General features: G+C 63.9%; 26 protein-coding genes. 9 read left to right on the top strand and 17 right to left on the bottom strand.

Annotated features, from left to right (window positions below; genetic code table 11):
- Positions 1 to 10: 10 nt before the first annotated feature.
- The 6 genes from ACODR8_RS17315 to ACODR8_RS17290 form a co-directional block, all read right to left on the bottom strand.
- A complete protein-coding gene (locus ACODR8_RS17315; RefSeq protein ID WP_489008409.1) occupies positions 11 to 967 on the bottom strand; it encodes a DUF4167 domain-containing protein in 957 nt (318 codons plus the stop codon).
- Positions 968 to 1,270: 303 nt separating this feature from the next.
- Positions 1,271 to 2,107: a peptide chain release factor N(5)-glutamine methyltransferase gene (gene prmC / locus ACODR8_RS17310; protein WP_489008408.1), complete on the bottom strand. Its 837-nt coding sequence runs from the start codon at positions 2,105 to 2,107 to the stop codon at positions 1,271 to 1,273.
- Positions 2,104 to 2,397 carry a hypothetical protein gene (locus ACODR8_RS17305; protein WP_489008407.1) on the bottom strand — a complete coding sequence of 98 codons (294 nt, stop codon included), beginning with the start codon at positions 2,395 to 2,397 and terminating at the stop codon, positions 2,104 to 2,106. Before ACODR8_RS17305 ends, prmC begins: the two co-directional genes overlap by 4 nt.
- Positions 2,398 to 2,399: 2 nt before the next feature.
- Positions 2,400 to 3,491 (bottom strand): peptide chain release factor 1, encoded by a 1,092-nt coding sequence (prfA, locus tag ACODR8_RS17300; RefSeq protein WP_119743709.1) that lies wholly within the window; start codon positions 3,489 to 3,491, stop codon positions 2,400 to 2,402.
- A 163-nt stretch (positions 3,492 to 3,654) separates the two neighbouring features.
- On the bottom strand, positions 3,655 to 4,959 hold the full coding sequence (hisS, locus tag ACODR8_RS17295; RefSeq protein ID WP_489008406.1) for a histidine--tRNA ligase: 1,305 nt from the start codon (positions 4,957 to 4,959) through the stop codon (positions 3,655 to 3,657).
- A 50-nt stretch (positions 4,960 to 5,009) separates the two neighbouring features.
- Entirely contained in the window at positions 5,010 to 6,500 is a 1,491-nt protein-coding gene (locus ACODR8_RS17290) for an alginate export family protein (RefSeq protein WP_489008405.1), read from the bottom strand.
- A gap of 93 nt (positions 6,501 to 6,593) precedes the next feature.
- Here ACODR8_RS17290 and ACODR8_RS17285 point away from each other — a divergent pair, with 93 nt between their 5' ends.
- The 3 genes from ACODR8_RS17285 (at position 6,594) to ggt (ending at position 11,148) form a co-directional block, all read left to right on the top strand.
- On the top strand, positions 6,594 to 8,513 hold the full coding sequence (locus ACODR8_RS17285) for a M61 family metallopeptidase (protein ID WP_489008417.1): 1,920 nt from the start codon (positions 6,594 to 6,596) through the stop codon (positions 8,511 to 8,513).
- 37 nt (positions 8,514 to 8,550) lie between these two features.
- Complete coding sequence (gene ppa, locus ACODR8_RS17280; RefSeq protein ID WP_119743706.1) at positions 8,551 to 9,090, top strand: inorganic diphosphatase; 540 nt, start codon at positions 8,551 to 8,553, stop codon at positions 9,088 to 9,090.
- A gap of 357 nt (positions 9,091 to 9,447) precedes the next feature.
- Entirely contained in the window at positions 9,448 to 11,148 is a 1,701-nt protein-coding gene (gene ggt, locus ACODR8_RS17275) for a gamma-glutamyltransferase (RefSeq protein WP_489008404.1), read from the top strand.
- Between the two features lie 107 nt (positions 11,149 to 11,255).
- Here the strand turns inward: ggt and ACODR8_RS17270 are convergent, their stop codons facing one another.
- The 10 genes from ACODR8_RS17270 to ACODR8_RS17225 all read right to left on the bottom strand — a co-directional run bounded on the left by ACODR8_RS17270 (position 11,256) and on the right by ACODR8_RS17225 (position 15,333).
- Positions 11,256 to 11,747 carry a hypothetical protein gene (locus ACODR8_RS17270; RefSeq protein ID WP_489008403.1) on the bottom strand — a complete coding sequence of 164 codons (492 nt, stop codon included), beginning with the start codon at positions 11,745 to 11,747 and terminating at the stop codon, positions 11,256 to 11,258.
- A 225-nt stretch (positions 11,748 to 11,972) separates the two neighbouring features.
- Positions 11,973 to 12,389 (bottom strand): SufE family protein, encoded by a 417-nt coding sequence (locus ACODR8_RS17265; RefSeq protein ID WP_489008402.1) that lies wholly within the window; start codon positions 12,387 to 12,389, stop codon positions 11,973 to 11,975.
- Positions 12,390 to 12,565: 176 nt separating this feature from the next.
- Positions 12,566 to 12,799: a hypothetical protein gene (locus tag ACODR8_RS17260; protein WP_217672546.1), complete on the bottom strand. Its 234-nt coding sequence runs from the start codon at positions 12,797 to 12,799 to the stop codon at positions 12,566 to 12,568.
- Positions 12,800 to 12,827: 28 nt separating this feature from the next.
- Positions 12,828 to 13,079, bottom strand: coding sequence for a hypothetical protein (locus ACODR8_RS17255; RefSeq protein ID WP_217672545.1), 252 nt, complete (start codon positions 13,077 to 13,079; stop codon positions 12,828 to 12,830).
- 25 nt (positions 13,080 to 13,104) lie between these two features.
- Positions 13,105 to 13,416, bottom strand: coding sequence for a hypothetical protein (locus ACODR8_RS17250; RefSeq protein WP_119743755.1), 312 nt, complete (start codon positions 13,414 to 13,416; stop codon positions 13,105 to 13,107).
- A gap of 24 nt (positions 13,417 to 13,440) precedes the next feature.
- Positions 13,441 to 13,731, bottom strand: coding sequence for a hypothetical protein (locus ACODR8_RS17245; RefSeq protein WP_119743698.1), 291 nt, complete (start codon positions 13,729 to 13,731; stop codon positions 13,441 to 13,443).
- A 51-nt stretch (positions 13,732 to 13,782) separates the two neighbouring features.
- The gene (gene pspC, locus ACODR8_RS17240) at positions 13,783 to 14,163 is read right to left on the bottom strand and encodes an envelope stress response membrane protein PspC (protein WP_006953513.1); all 381 of its coding nucleotides are present in this window, start codon (positions 14,161 to 14,163) and stop codon (positions 13,783 to 13,785) included.
- Position 14,164: 1 nt separating this feature from the next.
- Positions 14,165 to 14,446 carry an envelope stress response membrane protein PspB gene (gene pspB, locus ACODR8_RS17235; protein ID WP_006953511.1) on the bottom strand — a complete coding sequence of 94 codons (282 nt, stop codon included), beginning with the start codon at positions 14,444 to 14,446 and terminating at the stop codon, positions 14,165 to 14,167.
- 4 nt (positions 14,447 to 14,450) lie between these two features.
- Positions 14,451 to 15,119, bottom strand: a complete 669-nt coding sequence (pspA, locus tag ACODR8_RS17230; RefSeq protein ID WP_294137017.1) for a phage shock protein PspA — start codon at positions 15,117 to 15,119, stop codon at positions 14,451 to 14,453.
- Between the two features lie 40 nt (positions 15,120 to 15,159).
- Complete coding sequence (locus tag ACODR8_RS17225) at positions 15,160 to 15,333, bottom strand: hypothetical protein (RefSeq protein WP_217672543.1); 174 nt, start codon at positions 15,331 to 15,333, stop codon at positions 15,160 to 15,162.
- Positions 15,334 to 15,519: 186 nt separating this feature from the next.
- On the opposite strand from ACODR8_RS17225, the gene pspF reads away from it, so the two are divergent.
- The gene (gene pspF, locus ACODR8_RS17220) at positions 15,520 to 16,542 is read left to right on the top strand and encodes a phage shock protein operon transcriptional activator (protein ID WP_489008401.1); all 1,023 of its coding nucleotides are present in this window, start codon (positions 15,520 to 15,522) and stop codon (positions 16,540 to 16,542) included.
- Between the two features lie 143 nt (positions 16,543 to 16,685).
- Here the strand turns inward: pspF and ACODR8_RS17215 are convergent, their stop codons facing one another.
- A complete protein-coding gene (locus ACODR8_RS17215; RefSeq protein ID WP_489008400.1) occupies positions 16,686 to 17,564 on the bottom strand; it encodes a 3-hydroxyacyl-CoA dehydrogenase NAD-binding domain-containing protein in 879 nt (292 codons plus the stop codon).
- 171 nt (positions 17,565 to 17,735) lie between these two features.
- On the opposite strand from ACODR8_RS17215, the gene ACODR8_RS17210 reads away from it, so the two are divergent.
- The 5 genes from ACODR8_RS17210 to tolB all read left to right on the top strand — a co-directional run bounded on the left by ACODR8_RS17210 (position 17,736) and on the right by tolB (position 21,791).
- Positions 17,736 to 18,206 (top strand): YbgC/FadM family acyl-CoA thioesterase, encoded by a 471-nt coding sequence (locus ACODR8_RS17210; RefSeq protein WP_489008399.1) that lies wholly within the window; start codon positions 17,736 to 17,738, stop codon positions 18,204 to 18,206.
- Complete coding sequence (gene tolQ / locus ACODR8_RS17205; RefSeq protein WP_294137012.1) at positions 18,203 to 18,910, top strand: protein TolQ; 708 nt, start codon at positions 18,203 to 18,205, stop codon at positions 18,908 to 18,910. Before ACODR8_RS17210 ends, tolQ begins: the two co-directional genes overlap by 4 nt.
- Before the next feature lie 118 nt (positions 18,911 to 19,028).
- Complete coding sequence (tolR, locus tag ACODR8_RS17200; protein WP_489008398.1) at positions 19,029 to 19,475, top strand: protein TolR; 447 nt, start codon at positions 19,029 to 19,031, stop codon at positions 19,473 to 19,475.
- Between the two features lie 7 nt (positions 19,476 to 19,482).
- Positions 19,483 to 20,460 carry a cell envelope biogenesis protein TolA gene (locus tag ACODR8_RS17195; protein ID WP_489008397.1) on the top strand — a complete coding sequence of 326 codons (978 nt, stop codon included), beginning with the start codon at positions 19,483 to 19,485 and terminating at the stop codon, positions 20,458 to 20,460.
- Complete coding sequence (tolB, locus tag ACODR8_RS17190) at positions 20,457 to 21,791, top strand: Tol-Pal system beta propeller repeat protein TolB (RefSeq protein WP_489008396.1); 1,335 nt, start codon at positions 20,457 to 20,459, stop codon at positions 21,789 to 21,791. Before ACODR8_RS17195 ends, tolB begins: the two co-directional genes overlap by 4 nt.
- Positions 21,792 to 21,810 lie beyond the last annotated feature (19 nt).

The following is a 21,810-nucleotide window of genomic DNA, read 5'->3' as shown; positions in this document are numbered from 1 at the left end:
GCGAGGCGGCTTATTCGGCCGCTTCGGTCGTCGCGCGTGGGCGGCGGGTGCGCTTCTTGGGCGCGTCCTCGCTGACTTCGCTATCATTGTCGGCACGCGCGATCGAGGGCGGCAGGATCGCCATGTCCAGACCCACAGGTGCTTCGGATGCCGCCACATCGACGACCTTGCGCGGGCGACCACGGCGCGGACGGGGTGCTTCTTCCATCTGCGGCGCGGGTGCGGCCTCTACGACCGGAGCAGCAACCGGCGCGGGTGCAGCCTGTTCGACCTGCGGCTGCGCTTCGGCAAAGACCGGACGGTCGCGACGCGGGCGGTCACGGCGAGGGCCGCGATCCTCACGGCTACGATCTTCGCGCACTTCGTCCTGACGGCGATTCTGGTCGCGCGGCGCAAAGTCGCGCTGCGGACGATCACCCTGATCGCGCGGGGCGCGGTCATTGTCGCGGGGCGCACGATCAAAGTCTCGCGGCGCCCGGTCATTGTCACGCGGGGCGCGATCACCATAGTCACGCGGCGCGCGTTCGGCCTGCTCGCGCGGGGCGCGGTCGGGCTGTTCGCGCGGCGTGCGATCATAGGAGGAGGAATCGGTGCGGAATTCGTCGACGCCGTCGGCGACGCCCTCGAAATCATCGCCATCCTCGTCGAAATTCTCGTCCGGGCGGCGGTGACGCTGCGGCTGGTTGGCCTGCTGCTCTTCCTGCCGGGCGCGATTGTCGGCCAGCACGCGGAAATAATGATCGGCAAATTGCAGATAATATTCCGCATTCACACGGTCGCCCGCCATCTGGGCATCGCGCGCCATATTCTTGTATTTCTCAAGAAGTTGGGTCGCATTGCCACGGGCGCGGTTGTCGATGCGGTTGCCATTATCGCCCCCGCCCCGATTGCCACCATTGTTGGGACGTCCGTTGTTATTATTGTTCCGGCCGCGATTGCGGCGACCGGCCTGCCGGTTGTTGATCAAGACATGATCCTTGCGTTCGCTGTCATCATATTGGCTGAAAACTCTGTTCCGTCGCCATCCCCAAGCACGGCCCGCACATCAGACCGGATACGGCTCCGCCGGGCATGGCCGGTTCAAAGGGCCAGTGCCTCAAGCTGCCAGCGGCGCCGGGCAGCAGCGCCGTCATGACTGTCAGGAGCGTAGAGAAAGGCCTTTTCTATCAATGGCCTGAACCGACCATATCACGAGATAGTGCCATCTCTGCTGCCGATGTAGAGGCTTTCGCCGGAGAAACCAAGCAATTTCCGCTTGTCATGGCGTTAATTACGCTGTGCCGTCGCGGGACGGACATGTTGCGACCAGGCAACGATCATGCCCGGCCAGGTCCTGCAACGCCCGCACGCGCAGGCCCGCGTCCGCCAGCAACGCCGATACCCGATCCTTCTGGTCATAGCCGATCTCGATCGCGGCCATGCCGCCCGGCGCGATCAGGCGGGGCAGATCGGGCGCGATGCGGCGATAATCGTCCAGTCCCTCCGCCCCCGCAAACAGCGCGCTGTCCGGCTCATGCAGCACATCGCCTGCCAGCGTGACGCTGCGCGCGATATAGGGCGGGTTGATCAGGATCAGGTCGAACGGACCGTCCACATCCTGCGCCCAGTCCCCCAAGCGGAAGGTCGCGCGGTCGGCCAGCCCCAGCCGCTCCGCATTGCCCTGCGCCACCGCCAGCGCGCCGGGCGAGGCGTCGATGCCCAGACCATGGGCATCGGGCCATTCGCTCAAGGCTGCCAGCAATAACGCGCCGGAACCGGTGCCAAGGTCGAGGATGGATTGCGGTGCGCGTGCCGTGAAATGCGCGACCGCCGCCTCGATCAGCGTTTCGCTGTCCGGGCGGGGAATCAGCACGTCCGGGGTGACCGCCAGGCTGATCGTCCAGAAATCGCGATAGCCGATAATATAGGCGACCGGCTCCCCGCCAAGCCGCCGATCAAGCAGCGCCGCAAAGCCCGGCGGGACGCTCAGGTCGCGCTGGCGCAGCAGCAGGTCGTTGCGGGAAAGACCCAGCGCATGGGCCATCAACAGTTCCGCGTCGAGGCGCGGTGTATCGCTGGCGACACCGAGCTGGACATATGCAGCGCGCAGGGCGTCGGGGATGGTCATTTGTTCTCGAACGAGTAAAGCCACACAAGCGCCTTGGCTGCCCGATCGCTGATCTCTGCATCACATCTGACCTGCCGAACGGCCCATTCACTACCGCTGTAGAGGGAATGCACCCTCCAATCGGGTTCGCTGGATCGCAATTTCTGAAGCAAATCCAACATGGGCATTTCTACGGCCTGTGCCCTCGCCATACCAATGATGGCCACAACGGCTTTCCAGTCCGTTTGCGGATGACTCGCTGAGCCATAGCCAAGATAGGCAATGATCGCCGAGCTAAGGTCTTCGTCCAAAACTACCCGACCCCGTCCAGCTGCGCCAGCCGCGCCGCTTCATCCTCCGCAATCAGCGCGTCGATCACCTCCGCCAGCCCCGGCCCTTCGAGAATTTCCGGCAGGCGGTGCAGCGTCAAATTGATGCGGTGGTCGGTGACGCGGCCTTGCGGGAAATTATAAGTGCGGATGCGTTCGGATCGGTCGCCCGATCCCACCATCGCCTTGCGCGCGCCGGCCTGTTCGCTCTGGGTGCGTTCGCGTTCGGCTTCGTAGAGGCGGGCGCGCAGCACCTGCATCGCCTTGGCCTTATTCTTGTGCTGGGACCGTTCGTCCTGCTGGATCACCACCAGCCCGCTGGGCAAATGGGTGATGCGAACCGCCGAATCGGTAGTATTGACATGCTGGCCGCCAGCGCCCGACGCGCGATAGATGTCGATCTTGAGGTCGCCATCTGCGATCTGGACGTCCACCTCCTCCGGTTCAGGCAGCACCGCGACGGTCGCCGCCGATGTGTGGATGCGCCCGCCGCTTTCGGTGACGGGGACGCGCTGGACGCGGTGGACGCCGCTTTCAAATTTGAGTTTCGCGAACACGCCGGTGCCGGTGATGGAGGCGACGACCTCCTTGTAACCGCCCGCTTCGGACGCATTGGCCGACATCAATTCCATCTTCCAGCCCAGCGAATCGGCATAGCGCTGATACATGCGGAACAGGTCGCCCGCGAACAGGGCAGCCTCGTCCCCGCCAGTCCCGGCACGGATTTCCAGCATGGCCGGGCGCGCATCGGCCGAATCGCGGGGCAGCAATTGCAGCGCCAGCGCGCGTTCGGCGGCGGGCAGCTGGCTTTTGAGCAGCTGCATCTCCTCCTGCGCCATTTCGCGCATCAGCGGGTCCGCATCCGCATCCACCCCGCCCGCCATATAATCGAGCGCAGCCAGTTCCTGCCGCAGGCGGCGCACTTCATGCGCGGCGCGGGCCACCGGCTCGATCTCGGCATATTCCTTCGACAGGCGCACGAACGCATCGGGCGGCAGATCGGCGCGCGTCATCGACGCCTGCACCTCATCCCGGCGCGCCTCAATCTGCGCGATGCGTTCGGGGGATATGTGCATTAGCGACCGCTCCCCGATCCGTTCGGCCCCGGACTTGATGCGGGGGAAGTCGAAGCCTTCTGCCGAGCGGAGGCGAGGCCGGGACCGTCGCTGCGCTCAGGTGAGCCCTTCGACAGGCTCAGGGCGAACGGGGGTGGGGTGGCGCGACGGGCGGAGGTCGGCATCAGTCGGCTTTGTTATTCTTGAAATGAGAGAAATTGCCGAAACGATCTTCGCCCAAAACCGCTGAGATAGGCTTAAACAGTTCATGCACCGACGGATCATCAGAGACTGATATAAAATTGAAGCAACGGCCTTCAGAATCTGGATGCAGCACGAAAAGATTTGCCTCCACTCCTGCCTGCCGTGCCTTGGCAGGCAATTTCTTGGGGTTTCCTCCCAACGGTGTCCAACAACGGATTCCGGCACGCCTCAATCGTGCGGCAACTGCCAAAGCCTCATCTTCCAAGTCTCGCTTATCAGGAAGAACTGCTACGATATCCCTCGGAGCCGTCGGAACATCCACCAGCATCGCCAGCCGCTCGATCCCCGCGGCCCAGCCGACCGCAGGCGTGGCCGGGCCACCCAGATTTTCGATCAACCCGTCATAGCGCCCGCCGCCCAGCACCGTGCCTTGCGCGCCCAGCCGGTCGGTGACGAACTCGAACGCGGTGTGGCGATAATAGTCGAGGCCGCGCACCAGACGGGCATTGCGTTCCCACGCCACGCCCGCGGCATCCAGCCCGCTCGTCACCTTCTCGAAAAAAGCGCGCGCCTCGTCGGTCAGATAGGCGTCGATGTCGGGCGCACTATCCGCGACGGGGCGGTCGCGCGGGTCTTTGCTGTCCAAGATGCGTAACGGGTTCTTGGCCAGCCGCTCGACGCTGTCCTCTGACAAGTCCCCGCGATGCGCCTCGAAATGGGCGATCAGCGCGGCGCGCCATGCCTCGCGACTTTCCGCATCGCCCAGCGTGTTGAGCGTCAACGTCACGCCGTCATTAATGCCCAATTCCTTGAGCAACTGGTCCGCGAACACCAGCAATTCCACGTCCGCGCCCGGCTCGCCTGCGCCGATGATTTCGGCGTCGAGCTGGTGAAACTGGCGGAAACGGCCCTTTTGCGGGCGTTCGTAGCGGAACAAAGGCCCATGGGTCGCGACTTTGAGCGGCGCATATTGCTGCCAGCCCTCAGTGATATAGGCACGGCTGATCCCGGCGGTGAATTCCGGGCGCAGCGTGATGGAATCGCCACCGCGATCCTCGAACGTGTACATTTCCTTCGACACGACGTCGGTGGATTCGCCCAGCGACCGGGCGAAAACGGCGGTGGATTCAAACACCGGCACCTCGACCCGCTGAAAGCCGTAGAGCCTGCGCACCCGGTCAAAGGTCGCGACCACATGTGCGAACCGTTCCGCAAATGCTTCCGGGGTGCCGCCCAACATGTCTTGCGTGCCACGAACCGGACGCGGAGTTTCGATTTTCGCCATATGCCGGGCCTTTAACCGCAATTGTGTCCCAAGGAAACGCGATTTTGCGGTCAGAACATCGACGAGAGCGCGAGCGAGATATAGCGCGGGTTGCCGGCATCCGGGGCATTGGGTGCGTCGCGCAAAAAGTGCCCCTTGCCGATCCAGCTGGCATTGATTTCCACGCGCAGTTTTTGCGGCTTCGCCCACCAGCGCAACCGCCCGTCCAGCCCATGCCCCGCAAAGCGCCCCGACCGGCCGCCAGCATCCCGCACCCCGGTGGTGGAAAAGGCGTCGTTGCGCGCGGCAAGCCACATCGGATGCCATGCCGCGAACAGGTCCAGCCGCTTGCCCGGCGCCATTTCCACCCGCAATCCGGGCGTCAATATGTTGGCGCGACCGGTCTGGGCAAAGATGCCCGCCGGTACGAAGTCGCCCCGCCGCATCCCGAACAGCGTATCGAACCGGCCATAGCTGCGGCCCGGCCGGTCGCCGCTGGCATAATCAAACTCGGCCGAAACCCGCGCGCGCAGGGGGCCGGGGAAAGTATAGCCCGTGTCGGCGTGGACGAACCAGGCCGCAACATCGAGCGGCAGGGCAGCAGGCGCGGCGCTGGCGCGGATGCTGCCCATTTGGCCGATCCCTTCCACCTCAAAGTCGAGGCGCGCGGGCGCGGGGTCGCGCATGATGCGGGCGCTGATGCTGTGCAGGTCGCGGTTGCGGGTCGGGCGGCCGGGCATGTCGCGCTCGATCAGGCGGAAATAGCCGATTTCCGCCATAGTCCCGCGCGCAATCTTCTGCGCGCCATAGCCGCCCCATAGCTGGAGGTCGAAGCTTTCGCGGTCGAGCCCGCCACGATTGTCGAGCACGGATGTTTCGTCGTCAGGACGGCGCATCTGCGGCAGGACATAGATCAGCGTGGCGGTGCCGCCGCGCGCGGTGGCGATGTCGACGCGCGCGCCGGTGGAGCCGTTGGTGGTGTTGCGATAATCGTCCGCCGCGATCAGCCGCCGCGACCCTAGATTCAGCATGAAGCGCCCCAGTTGCACCGACGTCTTGCTGCCCCGACCCAGCAACGGGCCAAGATCGGCGGCGACGAACGCCTGCACAGGTTCGATCGTGTTGACTTCGCCCGTGCCGATCCCTTCCCCCCGCTGGCCGCCCCACACACGGCTGTCCCACAGTTCCGCGCCAAGCCGGATCGGCCCCGCGCCATAGCTGGCGGTCAGGATGGTGCGCAGGCTGACCAGGTCGATGCGATCGTCCAGCCCGGCGCGGGCCTGCCCTTCGAGCGCTTCATAACGAAAGCGGACATTGCCGGAGAGGGCCAGCCCCTGTTCGGGCGCCTTGTCCTGGGCCTGAGCGGCGAGAGGGACGCTGCCAAGCAGCCACGCGAAAAGGGGTAAAAAGGCAGAACGATCCACGCACAGCTCCTTCATCCACGCCGCCTTGATCCACAAGGTGGCGGGGCAATGGGCGGCCTTTGGCGCGGATGCGCTGACCGGGAAGGCGCTGATCCCGATGGCGTGCCCATGGCAATGTTGACGCGCGCGATCAAGCATTTTCCATCCAGACAGGCTGGACGCAGCCGCGTGCCGACGCCATTGTGGCGGCATGAGGGCCGTCCGGCCCAGCCCAAATTTTCGGAGACGTTCATGATCCGCAGCCTCGCTGCCGCCCTTATCCTGTCGACCGCGATCGCCGGCCCGCTTGCCGCGCAGGAGGCGATCCGGTCCAGGCCCACCGCTTTGCCGATCAATGATGCCAGCCCCGTGCCAAAGGACATTCCCTATCCCGGCGGGACGATCAAGCTGGAGGTCGATGCCAGCGACACGGTCCAGCGCATCTTCCGGGTGAAGGAGACGATTCCGGTCGCGACCAGCGGGCCGATGACGCTGCTGATGCCCGAATGGCTGCCGGGCAACCACGCGCCGCGCGGCCAGCTGGAAAAGCTGACCGGCCTGACCTTCACCGCCGATGGCAAGCCGCTGAGCTGGAAGCGCGATCCACTCAACGCCTTCGGCTTCGTCATCGACGTGCCGCAGGGGACCAGACAGGTCGTGGCCCAGTTCCAGTTTCTGTCGGCCACCGTCGGCAATCAGGGCCGCGTCGTGGTGACGCCCAAGATGCAGAATATCCAGTGGGAAAGCGTCTCGCTCTATCCAGCGGGCTATTATACCCGCCAGATCCCGGTGCAGGCGACCGTCACCTATCCCGCCGGCTGGCAGGCCGCGACCGCGCTGCGCGGCAAGCGGACCGGCGACACCGTGGCCTATGACGTCATCGACTATGAAGCGTTGCAGGATTCGCCGGTGTTCGCAGGCACGCATTTCAAGGCGGTGGATTTGGGCAGCAATGTCACGCTCAACATCGTGGCCGATGATGCCGACGAGCTGGTCTATACCCCCGACCAGATCGCCAAGCACAAGAAGCTGGTCGCCGAGGCGGGCGCGCTGTTTGGCAGCTATCATTTCGACCATTATGATTTCCTGCTGGCGATCACCGACGAAATGGGCGGCATTGGGCTGGAACATCATCGCAGTTCGGAAAATCAGGTCGAGCCGGGCTATTTCAAGAAATGGAGCGATGGTGAGGCGTTGCTGGACCGCAACCTGCTGCCCCATGAATTCACCCATAGCTGGGACGGCAAGTTCCGCCGCCCCGACCTGCTCTGGACCCCCGATTTCCGCACGCCGATGCAGGATAATCTGCTGTGGGTCTATGAAGGGCAGACGCAATTCTGGGGCTATGTGCTGGGCGCACGGTCGGGCCTGTTCACCAAGGCCGAGACGCTCGACGCCTATGCGCAGATCGCGGCCAAGCTGGACACGGCGGTCGGTCGGCAATGGCGGCCGATGGAGGATACGACGCATGATCCCATCATCTCCGCCCGGCGGCCCAAGGGCTGGGCCAGCTGGCAGCGGTCGGAGGATTATTATAATGAAGGGCTGATGATCTGGCTGGAGGCCGACGCGATCATCCGTAAACAGACCAAGGGCGCCAAGGGGCTGGACGATTTCGCCAAGGCCTTTTTCGGCGTGAAGCCGGGCGACTGGGGCCAGCTCGTCTATAATCGGCAGGACGTCATCAATACGCTGAACGGCGTCGCGCCCTATGACTGGGCGGGATTCTTCCAGACCTATGTCGACAGCCCGACCAGGGAAACGCCCAAAGGCGGCTTCACCATGGGCGGATACCGGCTCGTCTATGGCGACACCCCTAACGGCTTTACCAAAGCGGCCGAGGGCAGCAACAAGATGGTCGACCAGAGCTTCGGCATCGGCCTGATCGTCAAGAATGACGGCGAAATCAGCGGCGTCATATGGGACAGCCCGGCGTTCAAGGCGGGACTGGTGATCGGTGCGAAAATCCTGGCGGTCAATGGCGACGAATTTTCCGGCGATGTGTGGAAGGCGGCGATCAAGGCCAAGACGCCGATCCAGATCATCCTAAAGCAGGACAAATATTACCGCACTTTGTCACTCGATTATTCGGGCGGGCTGCGCTATCCGCGCCTCGAAAAGACAGGAGAGGGTGAGGGCAGCCTCGACAGGTTGCTCCAACCAAAAACATAAACACCCGCTATTCTATCGTGCAACAAAAGGCGTTTCCATGAATATCGAACTGATCCCCGTCGGCGACGATCCGCCCAACAGCCTGAACGTCATCATCGAAGTGCCGGTCGGCGGCGAGCCGGTGAAATATGAGTTCGACAAGGCGTCGGGCGCGCTGTTCGTGGACCGCATTTTGCACACGCCGATGCGCTATCCGGCCAATTATGGCTTCGTGCCGCACACGCTGTCGCCAGACGGCGATCCGCTCGACGCGCTGGTGATCGCGCGCTCGCCCTTCGTCCCCGGATCGGTCGTGCGCGCTCGCCCGATCGCGGTGCTGAACCTGGAAGATGAAGCCGGCGGCGACGAAAAGCTCGTCTGCGTGCCGGATAACAAGACCTTCCCTTATTATGCCGACATCAGCGAGAAGGACGACCTGCCCGGCATCGTGATGGAGCAGATCGAGCATTTCTTCACCCATTACAAGGACTTGGAAAAAACCAAATGGGTGCGTATCGGCACCTGGGGCGGCGCCGAGGACGCCAAGCGCGTCACGCTGGAAGCAATCGAACGCTATCAGGCGAACAAGAAGGCCTGAGCGTCCGATTGTCCGAGTGAATGAAAAGGCCGCGCGGTGTGACTGCGCGGCCTTTTTTGTGGCAATGCAGTCCCACAAAATCCTCCCCTGCAAGGGCAGGGGTATCGTATATGAAATGCACCTTATTTTACTTCGTCATGCTGAACTTGTTTCAGCATCCATTTCTCGTCTCCAGCGGCGGCTTTTGAGGCACGATGGATCCTGAAATAAATTCAGGATGACGTTGGAGGGATGACGCAAAGTCATATGCGATTCCTTTGCCCTGAAAGGAGGGATTTCATGATGCAGGGTCCGCCAGCGCGCCACTGGTATCCTCAAAGGGTTGCAGCGGGCAACGCAATGCGTAGGGTGGCGGGCATGAACTTCCGCCCGTTCGGCCTGCTGGCCCCCCTCGCCCTCCTCGTCACCCTGCCGCTGCCCGCCATCGCGCGCGAACCGGTGTCGACCAACGCCACCGTCTCCGCCGCCGATCCGCGCGCCGCCGCCGCGGGGCAGGAGATATTGCGCAAAGGCGGCAGCGCCACCGACGCGGCGATCGCGATGATGCTGACGCTGAACGTGGTGGAGCCACATAATAGCGGCATCGGCGGCGGCGGCTTTCTGATGCATCATGACGGGCAGACCGGGGTGCTGGAATCGATCGACGGCCGCGAAACCGCGCCTGCCGCCGCCCGGCCTGACCGCTTCATGGGGGCCGACGGCCAGCCGCTCTCCTTCCGCGACGCCTGGCCGGGTGGCTATTCGGTCGGCGTGCCGGGCAATTTGCGCATGGCGTGGGACGCGCATAAAAAATGGGGCAAGCTGCCCTGGGCCGACCTGTTCCAGCCCGCGATCCGCGCCGCGCAGGACGGGTTCGAGGTGCGCCAGCGGCTCGACACGGCGATGAAGGCGGTGGCGGGCGTCTGGGCCGACTTTCCCGAAATTCAAAAATATTTCTGGATCGACGGCAAGCCCGCCCCCATCGGCACGATGCTGAAAAACCCGCCGCTCGCGGCCCTGTTCAAACGCATCGCCGCCGAAGGCCCGGACGCCTTCTACACTGGCGACAATGCCCGGATGATGGCGCAGGCGGTCACCAACGCCCCCAAAAATCCGGTGCCGATGACGGAAGGCGACATCGCCGCCTATCAGGCGAAACCGCGCAGGCCCGTGTGCGGGAAATATCGCGTCTATACCGTGTGCGGCATGGGTCCGGCCTCGGCAGGCGGCGTCACGGTGCTCCAGATATTGGGCATGGTCGAGCGCTTTCCCCTGGCGCAATGGGGCAAGGATGATCCGCGATCCTGGCATGTCATCGGCGAAGCGATGCAGCTGGCCTATGCCGATCGCGGCACTTGGCTGGGCGATCCCGATTTCGTCGCGGTGCCGGTCAGCGGCCTGATCGACCCCGCCTATCTCAAGCAGCGCTCCGCCAGCATCCGCCTCAACAAGGCGCTGAACGACTATCAGCCCGGCACCCCGCCCGGCGCGCAGCCACGCACCGCGTCACTGCCGCAGCCCGAAAGCGGCACCAGCCATTTCGTCGCGATCGACCGTAATGGCGACATCGCCGCCTGGACCTCCACCATCGAAAGCTTCTTCGGCAGCCAGCTGGTCGCCAATGGCGTGATATTGAACAATGAACTGACCGATTTCAGCTTCACCCCGCAAAAGGACGGCGCGCCGGTCGCCAATGCGATGGGACCGGGCAAACGGCCGCTCTCCTCCATGTCCCCAACCATCGTCTATGACGCCAAGGGGATGCCGATCTTCACTGTCGGCGCGGCAGGTGGCAAGACCATCATCATGCAAGTGGCCAAGGCGCTGATCGCCCATTTCGACTGGGGCCTGTCCGCGCAGGACTCGATCGCCATGGGCCTGATCTTCTTCAACGGCGACGGGCTGGTGCTGGAACAGGGGACCGGGCTGGAGGCGATGCAGGCACCGCTCGAGAAAATGGGCCATCGGGTCACCGTCTCGCGCCTGGGCCTTAAGGCCAATGCCGCCGAACGCGCCGCCGACGGCCACTGGATCGGCGCCGCCGACCCGCGCAGCCCCGGCGTGTCGTTGCAGGAGTGAATGGGCAACCGTCACCCCAGCGAACGCTGGGGTCTCTCTGCCTTCTTTGGCTCAGCGCCGAAGAAAGGGAGATCCCAGCATCCGCTGGGATGACGACTATTGTTGCATCACCCCTTCAAATCCAGCCCGGCGACGTTGAAGGCAAAGGGCGCGGTCTGCTCCTTCGGCCCGGTAACCAGATTGACCGAAACCGTCTGCGCCTTGGCGATCGCCTCATAGGCATTTTGCGACGGCATGATTTCGATCCCGTCCTTGGCGTCGGTCATCCGCCCCTTCCAGCGCAGCGGCCTGCCGCCATCGGCAATCGCGGTGACGGCGCAATCGGACAGGTCGCACTGGAACGGCGCGCCGACGAGCTTCACCGTCACTGATTTTTCGCCATTGTCCATCGGCTGGACCAGCAGCACCGCGAAGGTATCTGCCGCTGTCATCGTCGGCACGGCATTGGCGCTGCCGATATAGGCCAGTTTGGGCTTGCCACCCGACCCCGCCTCATATTTCCACGTCTGGCCGATCGTGTCGCGCTGGGTCGGCCCCTTGTCGCCGGACGAACAGGCCGCGAGCAGGCCGACGGCAGCGATGGCGATGAAATGGCGCATGATTGAATCTCCTTGTCAGGAAACTCAACGCCGCAACTTGATCCAGGTTTCCCCCAGAGTTTGATGACTTCAGGTTACATAAACTCCGTTCGTGCTGAGTAGAGACTGAGCTTGTCGAAGGCTCGTATCGAAGCATCATGCACAGCGCTTGATCCTTCGATACGCCATTTCGACTTCGCTCAATGGCTACTCAGGACGAACGGATCATAGTAAAGTTATCGCGCGCTACGCGCTGTAGCGCGCCGCCGTATCGCGGATCAGGGCGATCATGTTGGGGATGCCCTGGGTCCGGTTGGAACTAAGCTGATTTTTGAGGTCGAACGGGGCCAGCGCCCCTTCTATGTCCGCGCCGCCGATCGCCGCGGGGCTTTTGTCCTGCACGGTCAGCAGCACCAGCGCGATGATCCCCTTGGTGATCGCGGCATTGCTGTCGGCCAGGAAATGCAGCCGTCCGTCCTCCAGCACGGTGGGATAAACCCACACGGCCGCCGAACAGCCGCGCACCAGCGTCGCATCCGTCTTGAGCGCATCGGGCATGGGTTCCAGCGCCCGGCCCAGATCGATCAGCAGGCGATAACGATCGTCCGCGTCGAGAAATTCATACTCATCGTAAATGTCGGCAAGGGCGCTCTGATCGGTCATGGCCGCCCATATAGGGGGATTTGCGCAGGGGGAAACCCCTTGGCTCGTGATGCCTTTACCCTTAGCCGTTCAGGCTGAGCGAAGTCGAAGCCTTTACCTGAGCGGAGGCGAAGGTACCTCGCTGCGCTCGGTGGAACCCTTCGACTTCGCTCAGGGCGAACGGTCGAAACATCATTCTACAGGTCCACGCCCGCCGCGATCGCTTCCAGCTTGCGGATACGTTCCTTCAAATCCGCGACCTCGATCCGCGCGGCGGCTGATGGCGGCGCGCTCGCTTCGCTGCGATGGCCCAGTTCCGCGCGCTTCAGCTCCAGCCAGCCGGTCCAGCCGCGCAACGTGGCCATGGTGACGATGGAGAGGCCAGCCAGCCCGGCCAGCGCGATGGTCAGATAGAGAGTGGGGTCCTGCATGATAGCCTCCCTGCCCAATGGGCCGCGTTCAATCGCGGTCCCGCAATTTCTCGAACTCGCGCTCCAGCGCGCTACTGCCGTCGGTGGCCAGGCGCTCCAGCACCGCGACGCGGTCTTTCAGCGCTTTCACCTCAGCGCGCAGCCGTTCGGCTTCCGGGTCGGGGCCGCGCGCGATAAATTCTTCGCCCTTGTCGCGGCGCACGACACCATATTTGGCGCGCAGGACACTGGCGATGGCGGTGATCGCGATGATGGCGACGACCATTTCAAACGGGTTCATGATGACTTCTCCCTTTGCCGCGCGCTCAGTTGGCCGGGCTGCGCAGCCGTTCGATTTCGCGATTAAGCTGGTGGCTTTCGTCGGTGACGATCCGCTCGACCACGGCCAAGCGATCCTTCATTGATCCGATCTCGGCGCGCAGCTGGGCATTTTCCTGGCTGAGCAGCTTCACCCGCTCGACCATTTCCTCATTCTTCTGTGGATAGACCGGCTTGCCCCAGCTATTTTCCAGCGGATAGCCATTTTTGACGCGCAGCCAGGTGGTAACAACCCAGCCGATGATCCCCAGCGACCCGACGGCAAAGACGACCGGCGCGAAATCTGCAAATGGAAACATGATCTCTACTCCCTTGCACCGCGCTCAGCGCAGTTCCTCTATGGCGCGCGCAGTGCGGACGGCAGGATCGGTGGCGATCCGTTCCAGCACGGCGATGCGCTCCTCCAGACGGCTGATGCGGCCCACCAGCTTTTCGTTTTCACCGGACAGAAGGTCGATTTTTCGACCAGCGTCGCCGTCGGTTCGATCAACGGTGCCGGTCCATTCATTTTCCACAGGATAGCCGTGCCGCGCACGGACCCAGGTGGTGAACATCCAGCCCAAAGTCGACATGGCGATGATGGCCAGGACGAAGAAAGGTCCACCGAAATTCATGGGTTTAACTCCCTGTTACTCTGCCCCGAACCTGCTCAGCCCGAAACCTGCTCAGCGTAGACTGTCGATTTCGTCCGCCAGGCGCGTGTTGCGGCTGGTATAATAGATTTCGATGTCGGCCAGGCGGCGGTCGATGTCGCGGAATTTGGACCGGACGTCGCGGGTGGAGCGGGTCGGATTGGTCCGCACGCCCTGCCAGAATTTCTCGTCATCCCGGTCCGAATAGAGCCCCTTGGGCTTGTCATCGGCGAAATAGACGGCGGCGAAATAGGCGATCAGCGTCCAGGGGAAGGCCCCCATCAGGGTGATCAGCACTGCGCCGACACGGACCCAGACGACGTCGATCCCGCTATAGTCGGCGATGCCTGCGCACACGCCCGACCATTTGCCATTGGCCTTGTTGAGGTAGAATTTGGTGCGGCGGGCGGTCATCTCAGTTCCTCCGGTCGAAGCTGTAATCGTCATCGCTCAGGTCGGCATCGGGTGCCGGGCGGCGCGGACGGAAATCGGGGTTGTCGGCGGCGACGATCCGTTCGACCGTCACCAGCCTTTCTTCCAGACGGCGGGCGAGAAGATGGAGTTCATCCAGCAGCTTCTCATCCTCGTCGGTGATCTTGGGCGCCTGCTTCCATTTGGTGACATAGTGGAAGATCAGCCAGGGCATACCGATGAACAACATGCCGCAGATCATGATGGGCAGGAATATGTCCTCCATGACGTCAGGCTCCCTTGTTCATGCTGGCCTTGAGCGCCGCCAGGTCAGCATCCACCTTGTCGGCGGACTTCAGCTCGGCAATCTCTTCCTCCAGCGTCTTGGGCGTGCCGCCCAGCGCCATCGCATCGGCGCGACCTTCGGCCATATCGACCCGGCTTTCCAGCATGTCGAAGCGCGCAAACGCCTCGTTCACCTTCTCGCCGGCATAGGCTTCGCGCACCCGCAGGCGGTTTTCCGCGCTCTGCATCCGGGTGACCAAGCTGTTCTGGCGGGCGCGGGCTTCGCGCAGCTTGCCCTGGAGCTTGGAAATATCCTCTTCCGACGCTTTCAGCGCATCGTCGAGCGTCTCGATCTCGTGGGACAGATGCTCGGCCATGTCGGTCGCCTTCTGGCGCTCGACCAAAGCCGCCTTGGCCAGGTCCTCGCGGTCCTTCGACAAAGCCAGCTGCGCCTTTTCGGTCCAGCTGTCCTGCAAGGCGGTCAGCTTGGCGATGTGGCGGCGCATTTCCTTCTGGTCGGCAATCGTGCGGGCGGCGGACGCGCGCACCTCGACCAGGGTTTCCTCCATTTCCAGGATGATCATGCGGATCATCTTTGCCGGGTCCTCGGCCTTGTCGAGCAAGTCGGTGACATTGGCGGCGATGATGTCGCGGGTGCGGGAGAAAATACCCATCTGAACTTCACTCCTTATTTTATTCTTGGGGGCGGCGACCTCAGGCCAGATAGCGCAGGGCCACAGGGGTCGTCTGACTGGCAAGCATCGGGGCTTCGCTGGCGCGGGCCGGACCGACTGCTGACAGGATCAGGGTCGATCCGAACAGCAGGGCAGCCAAAGCAACCGACATCAGCTGGCCGATTTCGCGAACGCTGTTGTTGTTCTCTTCCATGATGATAACTCCCTGAACCTTGGCCTTCGTGACGTTCCGCTTGTGTCTGTGCGGATTGCCCTAAGCTTTGCAGGGGCCGTGCCAATTTTGGAAAAGCGCCGATTTGCGCCATTTTTGCGGGATTTTCCAAGCCCGTGCCAGAATATCTCTTGCCGAAAGGTGGGAAATTTCACCATAAGTTGGGGTATGGAGAAAAACACCCAATTTGTCGGCCAGTCCTTTGCCTTTCTCGACGCGGTCGAGCTGGCCGGGCGCGCCGCCGAACTCAATCGCCCGGTGCTGGTGATCGGCGAGCGCGGGACCGGCAAGGAGCTGATCGCCGAGCGGCTCCATCACCTCTCCCCGCGTTGGGGCGAGCCGCTGATCGTCATGAACTGCGCGGCCCTGCCCGAAACCCTCATAGAGGCCGAACTGTTCGGCCATGAACAGGGTGCGTTCACCGGCGCCAATCGCGCCCGGCCCGGCCGGTTCGAGGAGGCCGATGGCGGCACATTGTTCCTCGATGAACTGGGTACGCTATCGATGGCGGCGCAGGAACGGCTGCTGCGCGTGGTCGAATATGGCGAAGTCACCCGCATCGGCGCGTCGAAGCCGCTGCGGGTGGACGTACGGATCGTGGCCGCGACCAATGACGACCTGCCCGCCGCCGCTGAAGCCGGACGCTTCCGCCCCGACCTGCTCGATCGCCTGAGTTTCGAGGTCATCACCCTGCCGCCCTTGCGCGCGCGGGAGGGCGATATTCCGGTGCTGGCGGATCATTTCGGGCGGCGCATGGCGGCCGAACTCAACTGGCCGCAATGGCCCGGCTTCTCCCCCGTCTGCGCCGCGCAGCTGGAGGCCCATAGCTGGCCCGGCAATGTCCGCGAACTGCGCAACGTGGTCGAACGGGCCGTCTATCGCTGGGACGAACCGGGCAAGCCGATCGACCGCCTGACCTTCGACCCTTTCGCCTCCCCCTGGAAACCCAGACCGCTGATGCCAAGCGCCGCCGCGCCTTCCGATAGCGCGCCCACAAGCGCCCCTGCTCCCACGATCGCCACCGAAACGATCAGCGACCTGAAGGCCGCCGTCGACGCGCACGAAGCCGCGATCATCCGCGCCGCGCTCGACCGCCACCGCTACAACCAGCGCGCCACCGCCAAGGGGCTGGGCCTGACCTACGACCAGCTAAGGCACTGCATGAAGAAACATGGGCTGAGCGCGGGGTAAGCAGGTCCGATTCCCCCACCGCCGTCATCCCAGCGAAGGCTGGGATCCATTCGGCGCTAGGCCGGATCGTCACGCAGACGGAGCGCCGAATGGATCCTGACTTTCGTCAGGATGACGGAGAAATGGAAAGCGATGCGCCCCCTTCACCGCGTAGGCACAGGTTCCGCGCCCGAATAGTCGTAAAAGCCCCGCCCGGTCTTGCGGCCATACCAGCCGGCCTCGACATATTTGACCAGCAGCGGCGCGGGGCGATATTTGGGATCACCGGTGGTGCTCAGGAACACGTTGAGGATTTCAAGCGCCGTATCCAGCCCGACGAAATCCAGCAGCGTCAGCGGACCCATGGGGTGGTTCAGCCCCAGCTTGCAGCCCATGTCGATATCGACCACGCTGCCCACGCCCTCGCCCAGCACGAACACCGCCTCGTTCAGCATCGGCAGCAAAATGCGGTTGACGACGAAGCCCGGCGCGTCAAACGCCTGCACCACCGTCTTGCCGATCCGCCCCGCAAAACCCTCGACCGCCGCGACCGTCTCCGGCGTGGTGGCAAGACCGCGAATGACCTCTACCAGCACCATCACCGGCACGGGGTTGAAGAAATGCACCCCGACAAAGCGCCCCGCATCGGGTGCAGCCTGCGCCAGACGGGTGATGGGAATGGAGGAAGTGTTGGTCGCCAGGATCGCGTCCGCCGCCAGCAATGGCCCGACATTGGCGAAGATCGCGCGCTTGACCTCCTCCCGCTCGGTCGCCGCCTCGATCACCAGCTGCGCGCCTGCCAGCGGCGCAATCTCGCCCACCGGCGTGATCCGCGCAATTGCCTCGTCGGCGTCGATCTGGGCGATCTTGCCTTTCTCCACGCCCCGCGCCAGCAGACGGATGATGCCGTCGCGACCCTTTTGCGCGCGCGGCAGATCGACGTCCGACAGGATCACCTCATAGCCCGCCTGCGCCGCGACCTGCGCGATACCCGCGCCCATCTGCCCCGCGCCGATCACGCCCACCGTCTGAATATCCGTCATCCTGGCCTTCTCCCACATGCTGACTCGTTGCCAACTTCCCTAGCCTTCGCGCCGTCCGGGGACCAGAGGGGCGCACTTCCCAAAAAGCACAGGCGACAAAATGCGCCAGCCGCGCGAGAAACCGACTTTTCCGCCTTTGCCTGAACGGTGCGCCATGGTTAAAAGCCGCTCATGCCCGTTTCAGACCAGATGCCCATGCCGGCGACCGGACGCTTTGTCGCTGCCGTGCATCATTTCCCGCTGCGCATCTATTTTGAGGATACCGACCTGTCGGGGCTGGTCTATCACGCCAATTATCTGCGCTATATGGAGCGCGCCCGATCCGACATGCTGCGTGCTGCCGGGATCGACCAGCGCGCCGCGCATGACAGCGGCACCGGCGTCTATGCCGTCACTGACCTGCACATCCGCTACCGCCGCCCCGCGCGCCTGGACGATGACCTGATGGTCGTCAGCCGCGTGGTGCAGGTGGGCGCGGCCAGCTGCGCCATTCATCAATCAGTCATGCGCGCCGACGAACAGTTGACCGACGCTACCATATCGGTCGCCTGGCTGACGCCGCAGGGTCGCCCGCAACGGCAACCCAAAGCCTGGACCGACATTTTCAGCCGCCTTTGCCAAGGGGAAGATTTCCACCCATGACCCTCAATCTGCCAGACGTCGCCGCGGTGGCCGACGCCGCGACCATTTCCCCGCTCGCTTTGTTCCTTCAGGCCGACATCGTCGTGAAGGGTGTGATGCTGGGCCTGTTGCTGGCCAGCATCTGGACCTGGGCGATCATCATCGGCTTTTCCGTCACGCTCCGCCGCGCCAGCAAGCATAGCAAAAGCTTCGAGCAGGATTTCTGGAAAGCCGAGGATATCGACCGTTTCTACGAAGCGCGCGGCAAGGCGGACCAGCCCGCCGCCAAGGTGATGGCCGCTGGCGTCACCGAATGGCGGCGATCGACCGCGCAGAAGGTGATCGACCGCGACGGCACGCGCGACCGGCTGGCGACGACCATGTCCAGCACCATCGCGGCGGAAATCGACCGGCTGTCCGACCGGCTCAACATATTGGCGACGGTCGGGTCGGTAGCGCCCTTTGTCGGCCTGTTCGGCACCGTCTGGGGCATCATGCGCGCCTTTACCGCGATTGCGGCGGAACAGAATAGTTCGCTCGCCGTCGTCGCGCCGGGCATTGCCGAAGCCTTGTTCGCCACCGCCATCGGCCTGTTCGCCGCGATCCCGGCTGTCATCGCCTACAACCGGTTCAGTCATGGCATCAACCGCATGGAATCGCGCCTGACCCGCTTTGCCGACGGCTTCTATGCGACATTGAGCCGCGAGTTGGAGGCGCAGCGGTGAGATATTTTTCTTCCGTCATGCCAGCGAACGCTGGCATCTCACTTCTTTTGCCGTCGCGTGAAGAAGGAAGCGGGATCCCAGCTTTCGCTGGGATGACAAGCATGGGACGGAGAGACTAATGGCCATGTCCGGTCCTCGCTCCACCCGCCGTGGCCGTGGCCGCGCGCCGATGGCCGACATCAACGTCACGCCCCTGGTCGACGTCATGCTGGTGCTGCTGATCATCTTCATGGTCACAGCGCCGCTGCTGGTGACCGGCGTGCCGGTCAACCTGCCCGAAACCCGCGCCAGGGGACTGGACCAGGACGCCAAGCCCACCGTCGTGTCGATTGACCGCGACGGCGCGACCTATGTTGATGAAGATGCGGTGGCCGACGCCGACCTGCCCGCTCGTCTCGCCGAAATCGTCGCCGCCAACGCGGGCAAAGCGGATGCGCCGCAAATCTTCCTGCGCGCCGACAAGGGGCTGGATTATGGCCGGGTGATGCGGGTGATGGCCGAACTCAACCGCGCGGGCCTGAACAAGGTGTCGCTGGTCTCCTCGCCTGACGACACGGCGGAATAGACCGACAATGGAGCGCACGGAGAAAATCGGCCTTGGCGTCGCGACCGCGGGACATGTCCTGCTGTTCGGACTGCTGTCGGCCGGCTTTTTGGCTACCCCCAACCCGTTGAAGCTCAAGACCCCGCCGATGGAAGTGTCCATGGTGGATGAGGTCGCGCTGCAATCGACCGCGCCCAAATTGTCGGCCGAACCGCCCCCGCCCAGCGTCGCCCCCGAACAGGGACCGACGCAGGACGCCGCCCCCGCGCCGGAACCGGAACCCGCGCCCGAACCCGTGCCAGTCCCGCCCAAGCCGCAACCCAAGCCCGCGCCACCCAAGCCGGTTGCCAAGCCAGCACCTGAAAAACCGAAACCTACGCCGCCCAGGAAGGAGGTGGCCAAGGTCGCGCCCAAGCCCAAGCCCGCGCCGGACAAACCCGCGCCCCCAAAAAAACCAGCGCCGAAGCCTGCGCCCGACAAGCCCAAGGCCGCCGCCGCGCCAGCAAAGCCCGCCGCCAAGGCATCGGCCAAGCCCGCGACCAAGGCGCCCGCGCGCGCATCGGGTCAGGGCAAGGCGGACAAGCCCAAAGGCTCGTTGCTCGGCAATGATTTCCTCAAAGGCATCGACACCAGTGCCGACGCCCCGCGCAAACCGCCTGCCCCAGCGCCCGCCGCTGCCATGGGTCCGGCGCAGAAATCCGCGCTCGACGCCGAACTGCGCCGTCAGTTGAAGCCGCATTGGCGTCCCCCGTCGGGCGCGGATGCGGACCAGCTTGTCACCCTGCTCGAAGTGCGGCTCGACAAGAGCGGCGCGGTGATCGGCACGCCGGAGGTTATCGACCAGCTTGGCGTCACCGCCAGCAACCGGCCCCAGGCCAAACTCCATGCCGAACGGGCGATCCAGGCGGTCAAGCTTGCCTCCCCCTTCCGCAATATGCCGCCCGAATTTTACGACCAATGGAAATGGCTCCGGCCACTCCGCTTTGACGCGAGGCTGAACCGATGAAACCCTCCCTTTTGCGCCGTTTGAGCGTGGCGACCGCCGCCCTGCTCGCCTTCACCGCCCTGCCAGCCATGGCCCAATTGTCGGTCGATGTGACCGGCGAGATTGACAGCAATGTCAAGGTCGCCGTCCCCCCCATGCCCGCGCAACAGGACGTCGCCACCCCCGCCGGATCCACCACGGAACTGGGCCGCAAGATCGCCGAAGTGATCGCCTCGGACCTCAAAGGCTCCGGCCTGTTCGATCCGTCCGGTCCCGCCGGCCTGCCGCAAATCCCCTTTGCCGAAGTCACTTTTCCCGTGTTCGACAAATGGGGCGCCTATCAGGCGCTGGTGCAGGGTTTCGTCCGCACCACCGGCGGGGAAGCCGACATCACCGTGGGCTGCTACCTTTATGATGTGGCGCTGAAGCAGGAACTTACCCGCCAGGGCTATGTCGTCGCCCCGCGCGACTGGCGACGTGCCGCGCATAAGTGCGCCGACGCCATCTATGCCCGCCTGTCGGGCGAAAGCCCCTTCTTCGACAGCCGTATCGCCTATATCGCCGAAAGCGGGCCGAAGGGCGCACGGGTCAAGCGCCTCGCCATCATGGACAGCGACGGCGCGAACCATCGCTTCATCACCAATGGCCAGTCGATGGCGCTCACCCCGCGCTTTTCGCCCGACTATAAATCCATCCTCTATGTCAGCTATCTGGGCAGCCGGGTGCGCCTCTATATCTACGACATTGGCGCGGGGCAGCAGCGGCTGGTGACCGAAAGCAACAATCCGACCTTCGCGCCGCGCTGGTCGCCGGACGGGCGCAACATCCTGTTTTCCATGGCGATTGCGGGCAATACCGACATTTATCGGGTTCCCGCCAGCGGCGGCACCCCCGTCCGCCTCACCACATCGCCAGGCATTGACGTGGGCGGCAGCTATTCGCCCGACGGCAGCCAGATCGTGTTCGAAAGCGACCGGTCGGGCGGGCAGCAACTCTATGTCATGAACGCGGACGGCTCCAACCAGCGCCGCATCAGCCATGGCGGCGGCCGCTATGCGACGCCCGAATGGTCGCCGCGTGGCGACCTCATCGCCTTCACCAAGCTGTCGGGCGATTTCAAGATCGCGGTGATGACGCCGGGTGGCGACAATGAGCGCATCCTGACCAATGGCTGGCAGGACGAACAGCCGACCTGGTCGCCCAATGGCCGCGTGCTGCAATTCTTCCGCACATCGCCGGGCAAGCAAGGTTCCAGCCAGGTGTGGCAGGTCGACCTGACCGGCGTGAACGAGCGTCGCATCCCTACCCCCTTGAGCGGGTCCGACCCCGCCTGGGGACCGCTGCTGCCCTGAAAATCGCGCATTCTGACGG

Source organism: Sphingobium sp. FG58 (assembly GCF_057809055.1).
Note: the sequence above shows the minus strand (reverse complement) of the source record. Positions and strands in the feature narration are given on the sequence as shown.

Coding starts and splice junctions, on each gene's coding strand:
- prmC (WP_489008408.1), bottom strand. CDS start 2,107: ATGACCATCCCCGACGCCCTGCGCGCTGCATATGTCCAGCTCGGTGTC.
- prfA (WP_119743709.1), bottom strand. CDS start 3,491: ATGCACATATCCCCCGAACGCATCGCGCAGATTGAGGCGCGCCGGGAT.
- hisS (WP_489008406.1), bottom strand. CDS start 4,959: ATGGCGAAAATCGAAACTCCGCGTCCGGTTCGTGGCACGCAAGACATG.
- ACODR8_RS17290 (WP_489008405.1), bottom strand. CDS start 6,500: ATGCTTGATCGCGCGCGTCAACATTGCCATGGGCACGCCATCGGGATC.
- ACODR8_RS17285 (WP_489008417.1), top strand. CDS start 6,594: ATGATCCGCAGCCTCGCTGCCGCCCTTATCCTGTCGACCGCGATCGCC.
- ppa (WP_119743706.1), top strand. CDS start 8,551: ATGAATATCGAACTGATCCCCGTCGGCGACGATCCGCCCAACAGCCTG.
- ggt (WP_489008404.1), top strand. CDS start 9,448: ATGAACTTCCGCCCGTTCGGCCTGCTGGCCCCCCTCGCCCTCCTCGTC.
- ACODR8_RS17270 (WP_489008403.1), bottom strand. CDS start 11,747: ATGCGCCATTTCATCGCCATCGCTGCCGTCGGCCTGCTCGCGGCCTGT.
- ACODR8_RS17265 (WP_489008402.1), bottom strand. CDS start 12,389: ATGACCGATCAGAGCGCCCTTGCCGACATTTACGATGAGTATGAATTT.
- ACODR8_RS17260 (WP_217672546.1), bottom strand. CDS start 12,799: ATGCAGGACCCCACTCTCTATCTGACCATCGCGCTGGCCGGGCTGGCT.
- ACODR8_RS17255 (WP_217672545.1), bottom strand. CDS start 13,079: ATGAACCCGTTTGAAATGGTCGTCGCCATCATCGCGATCACCGCCATC.
- ACODR8_RS17250 (WP_119743755.1), bottom strand. CDS start 13,416: ATGTTTCCATTTGCAGATTTCGCGCCGGTCGTCTTTGCCGTCGGGTCG.
- ACODR8_RS17245 (WP_119743698.1), bottom strand. CDS start 13,731: ATGAATTTCGGTGGACCTTTCTTCGTCCTGGCCATCATCGCCATGTCG.
- pspC (WP_006953513.1), bottom strand. CDS start 14,163: ATGACCGCCCGCCGCACCAAATTCTACCTCAACAAGGCCAATGGCAAA.
- pspB (WP_006953511.1), bottom strand. CDS start 14,446: ATGGAGGACATATTCCTGCCCATCATGATCTGCGGCATGTTGTTCATC.
- pspA (WP_294137017.1), bottom strand. CDS start 15,119: ATGGGTATTTTCTCCCGCACCCGCGACATCATCGCCGCCAATGTCACC.
- ACODR8_RS17225 (WP_217672543.1), bottom strand. CDS start 15,333: ATGGAAGAGAACAACAACAGCGTTCGCGAAATCGGCCAGCTGATGTCG.
- pspF (WP_489008401.1), top strand. CDS start 15,520: ATGGAGAAAAACACCCAATTTGTCGGCCAGTCCTTTGCCTTTCTCGAC.
- ACODR8_RS17215 (WP_489008400.1), bottom strand. CDS start 17,564: ATGACGGATATTCAGACGGTGGGCGTGATCGGCGCGGGGCAGATGGGC.
- ACODR8_RS17210 (WP_489008399.1), top strand. CDS start 17,736: ATGCCCGTTTCAGACCAGATGCCCATGCCGGCGACCGGACGCTTTGTC.
- tolQ (WP_294137012.1), top strand. CDS start 18,203: ATGACCCTCAATCTGCCAGACGTCGCCGCGGTGGCCGACGCCGCGACC.
- tolR (WP_489008398.1), top strand. CDS start 19,029: ATGGCCATGTCCGGTCCTCGCTCCACCCGCCGTGGCCGTGGCCGCGCG.
- ACODR8_RS17195 (WP_489008397.1), top strand. CDS start 19,483: ATGGAGCGCACGGAGAAAATCGGCCTTGGCGTCGCGACCGCGGGACAT.
- tolB (WP_489008396.1), top strand. CDS start 20,457: ATGAAACCCTCCCTTTTGCGCCGTTTGAGCGTGGCGACCGCCGCCCTG.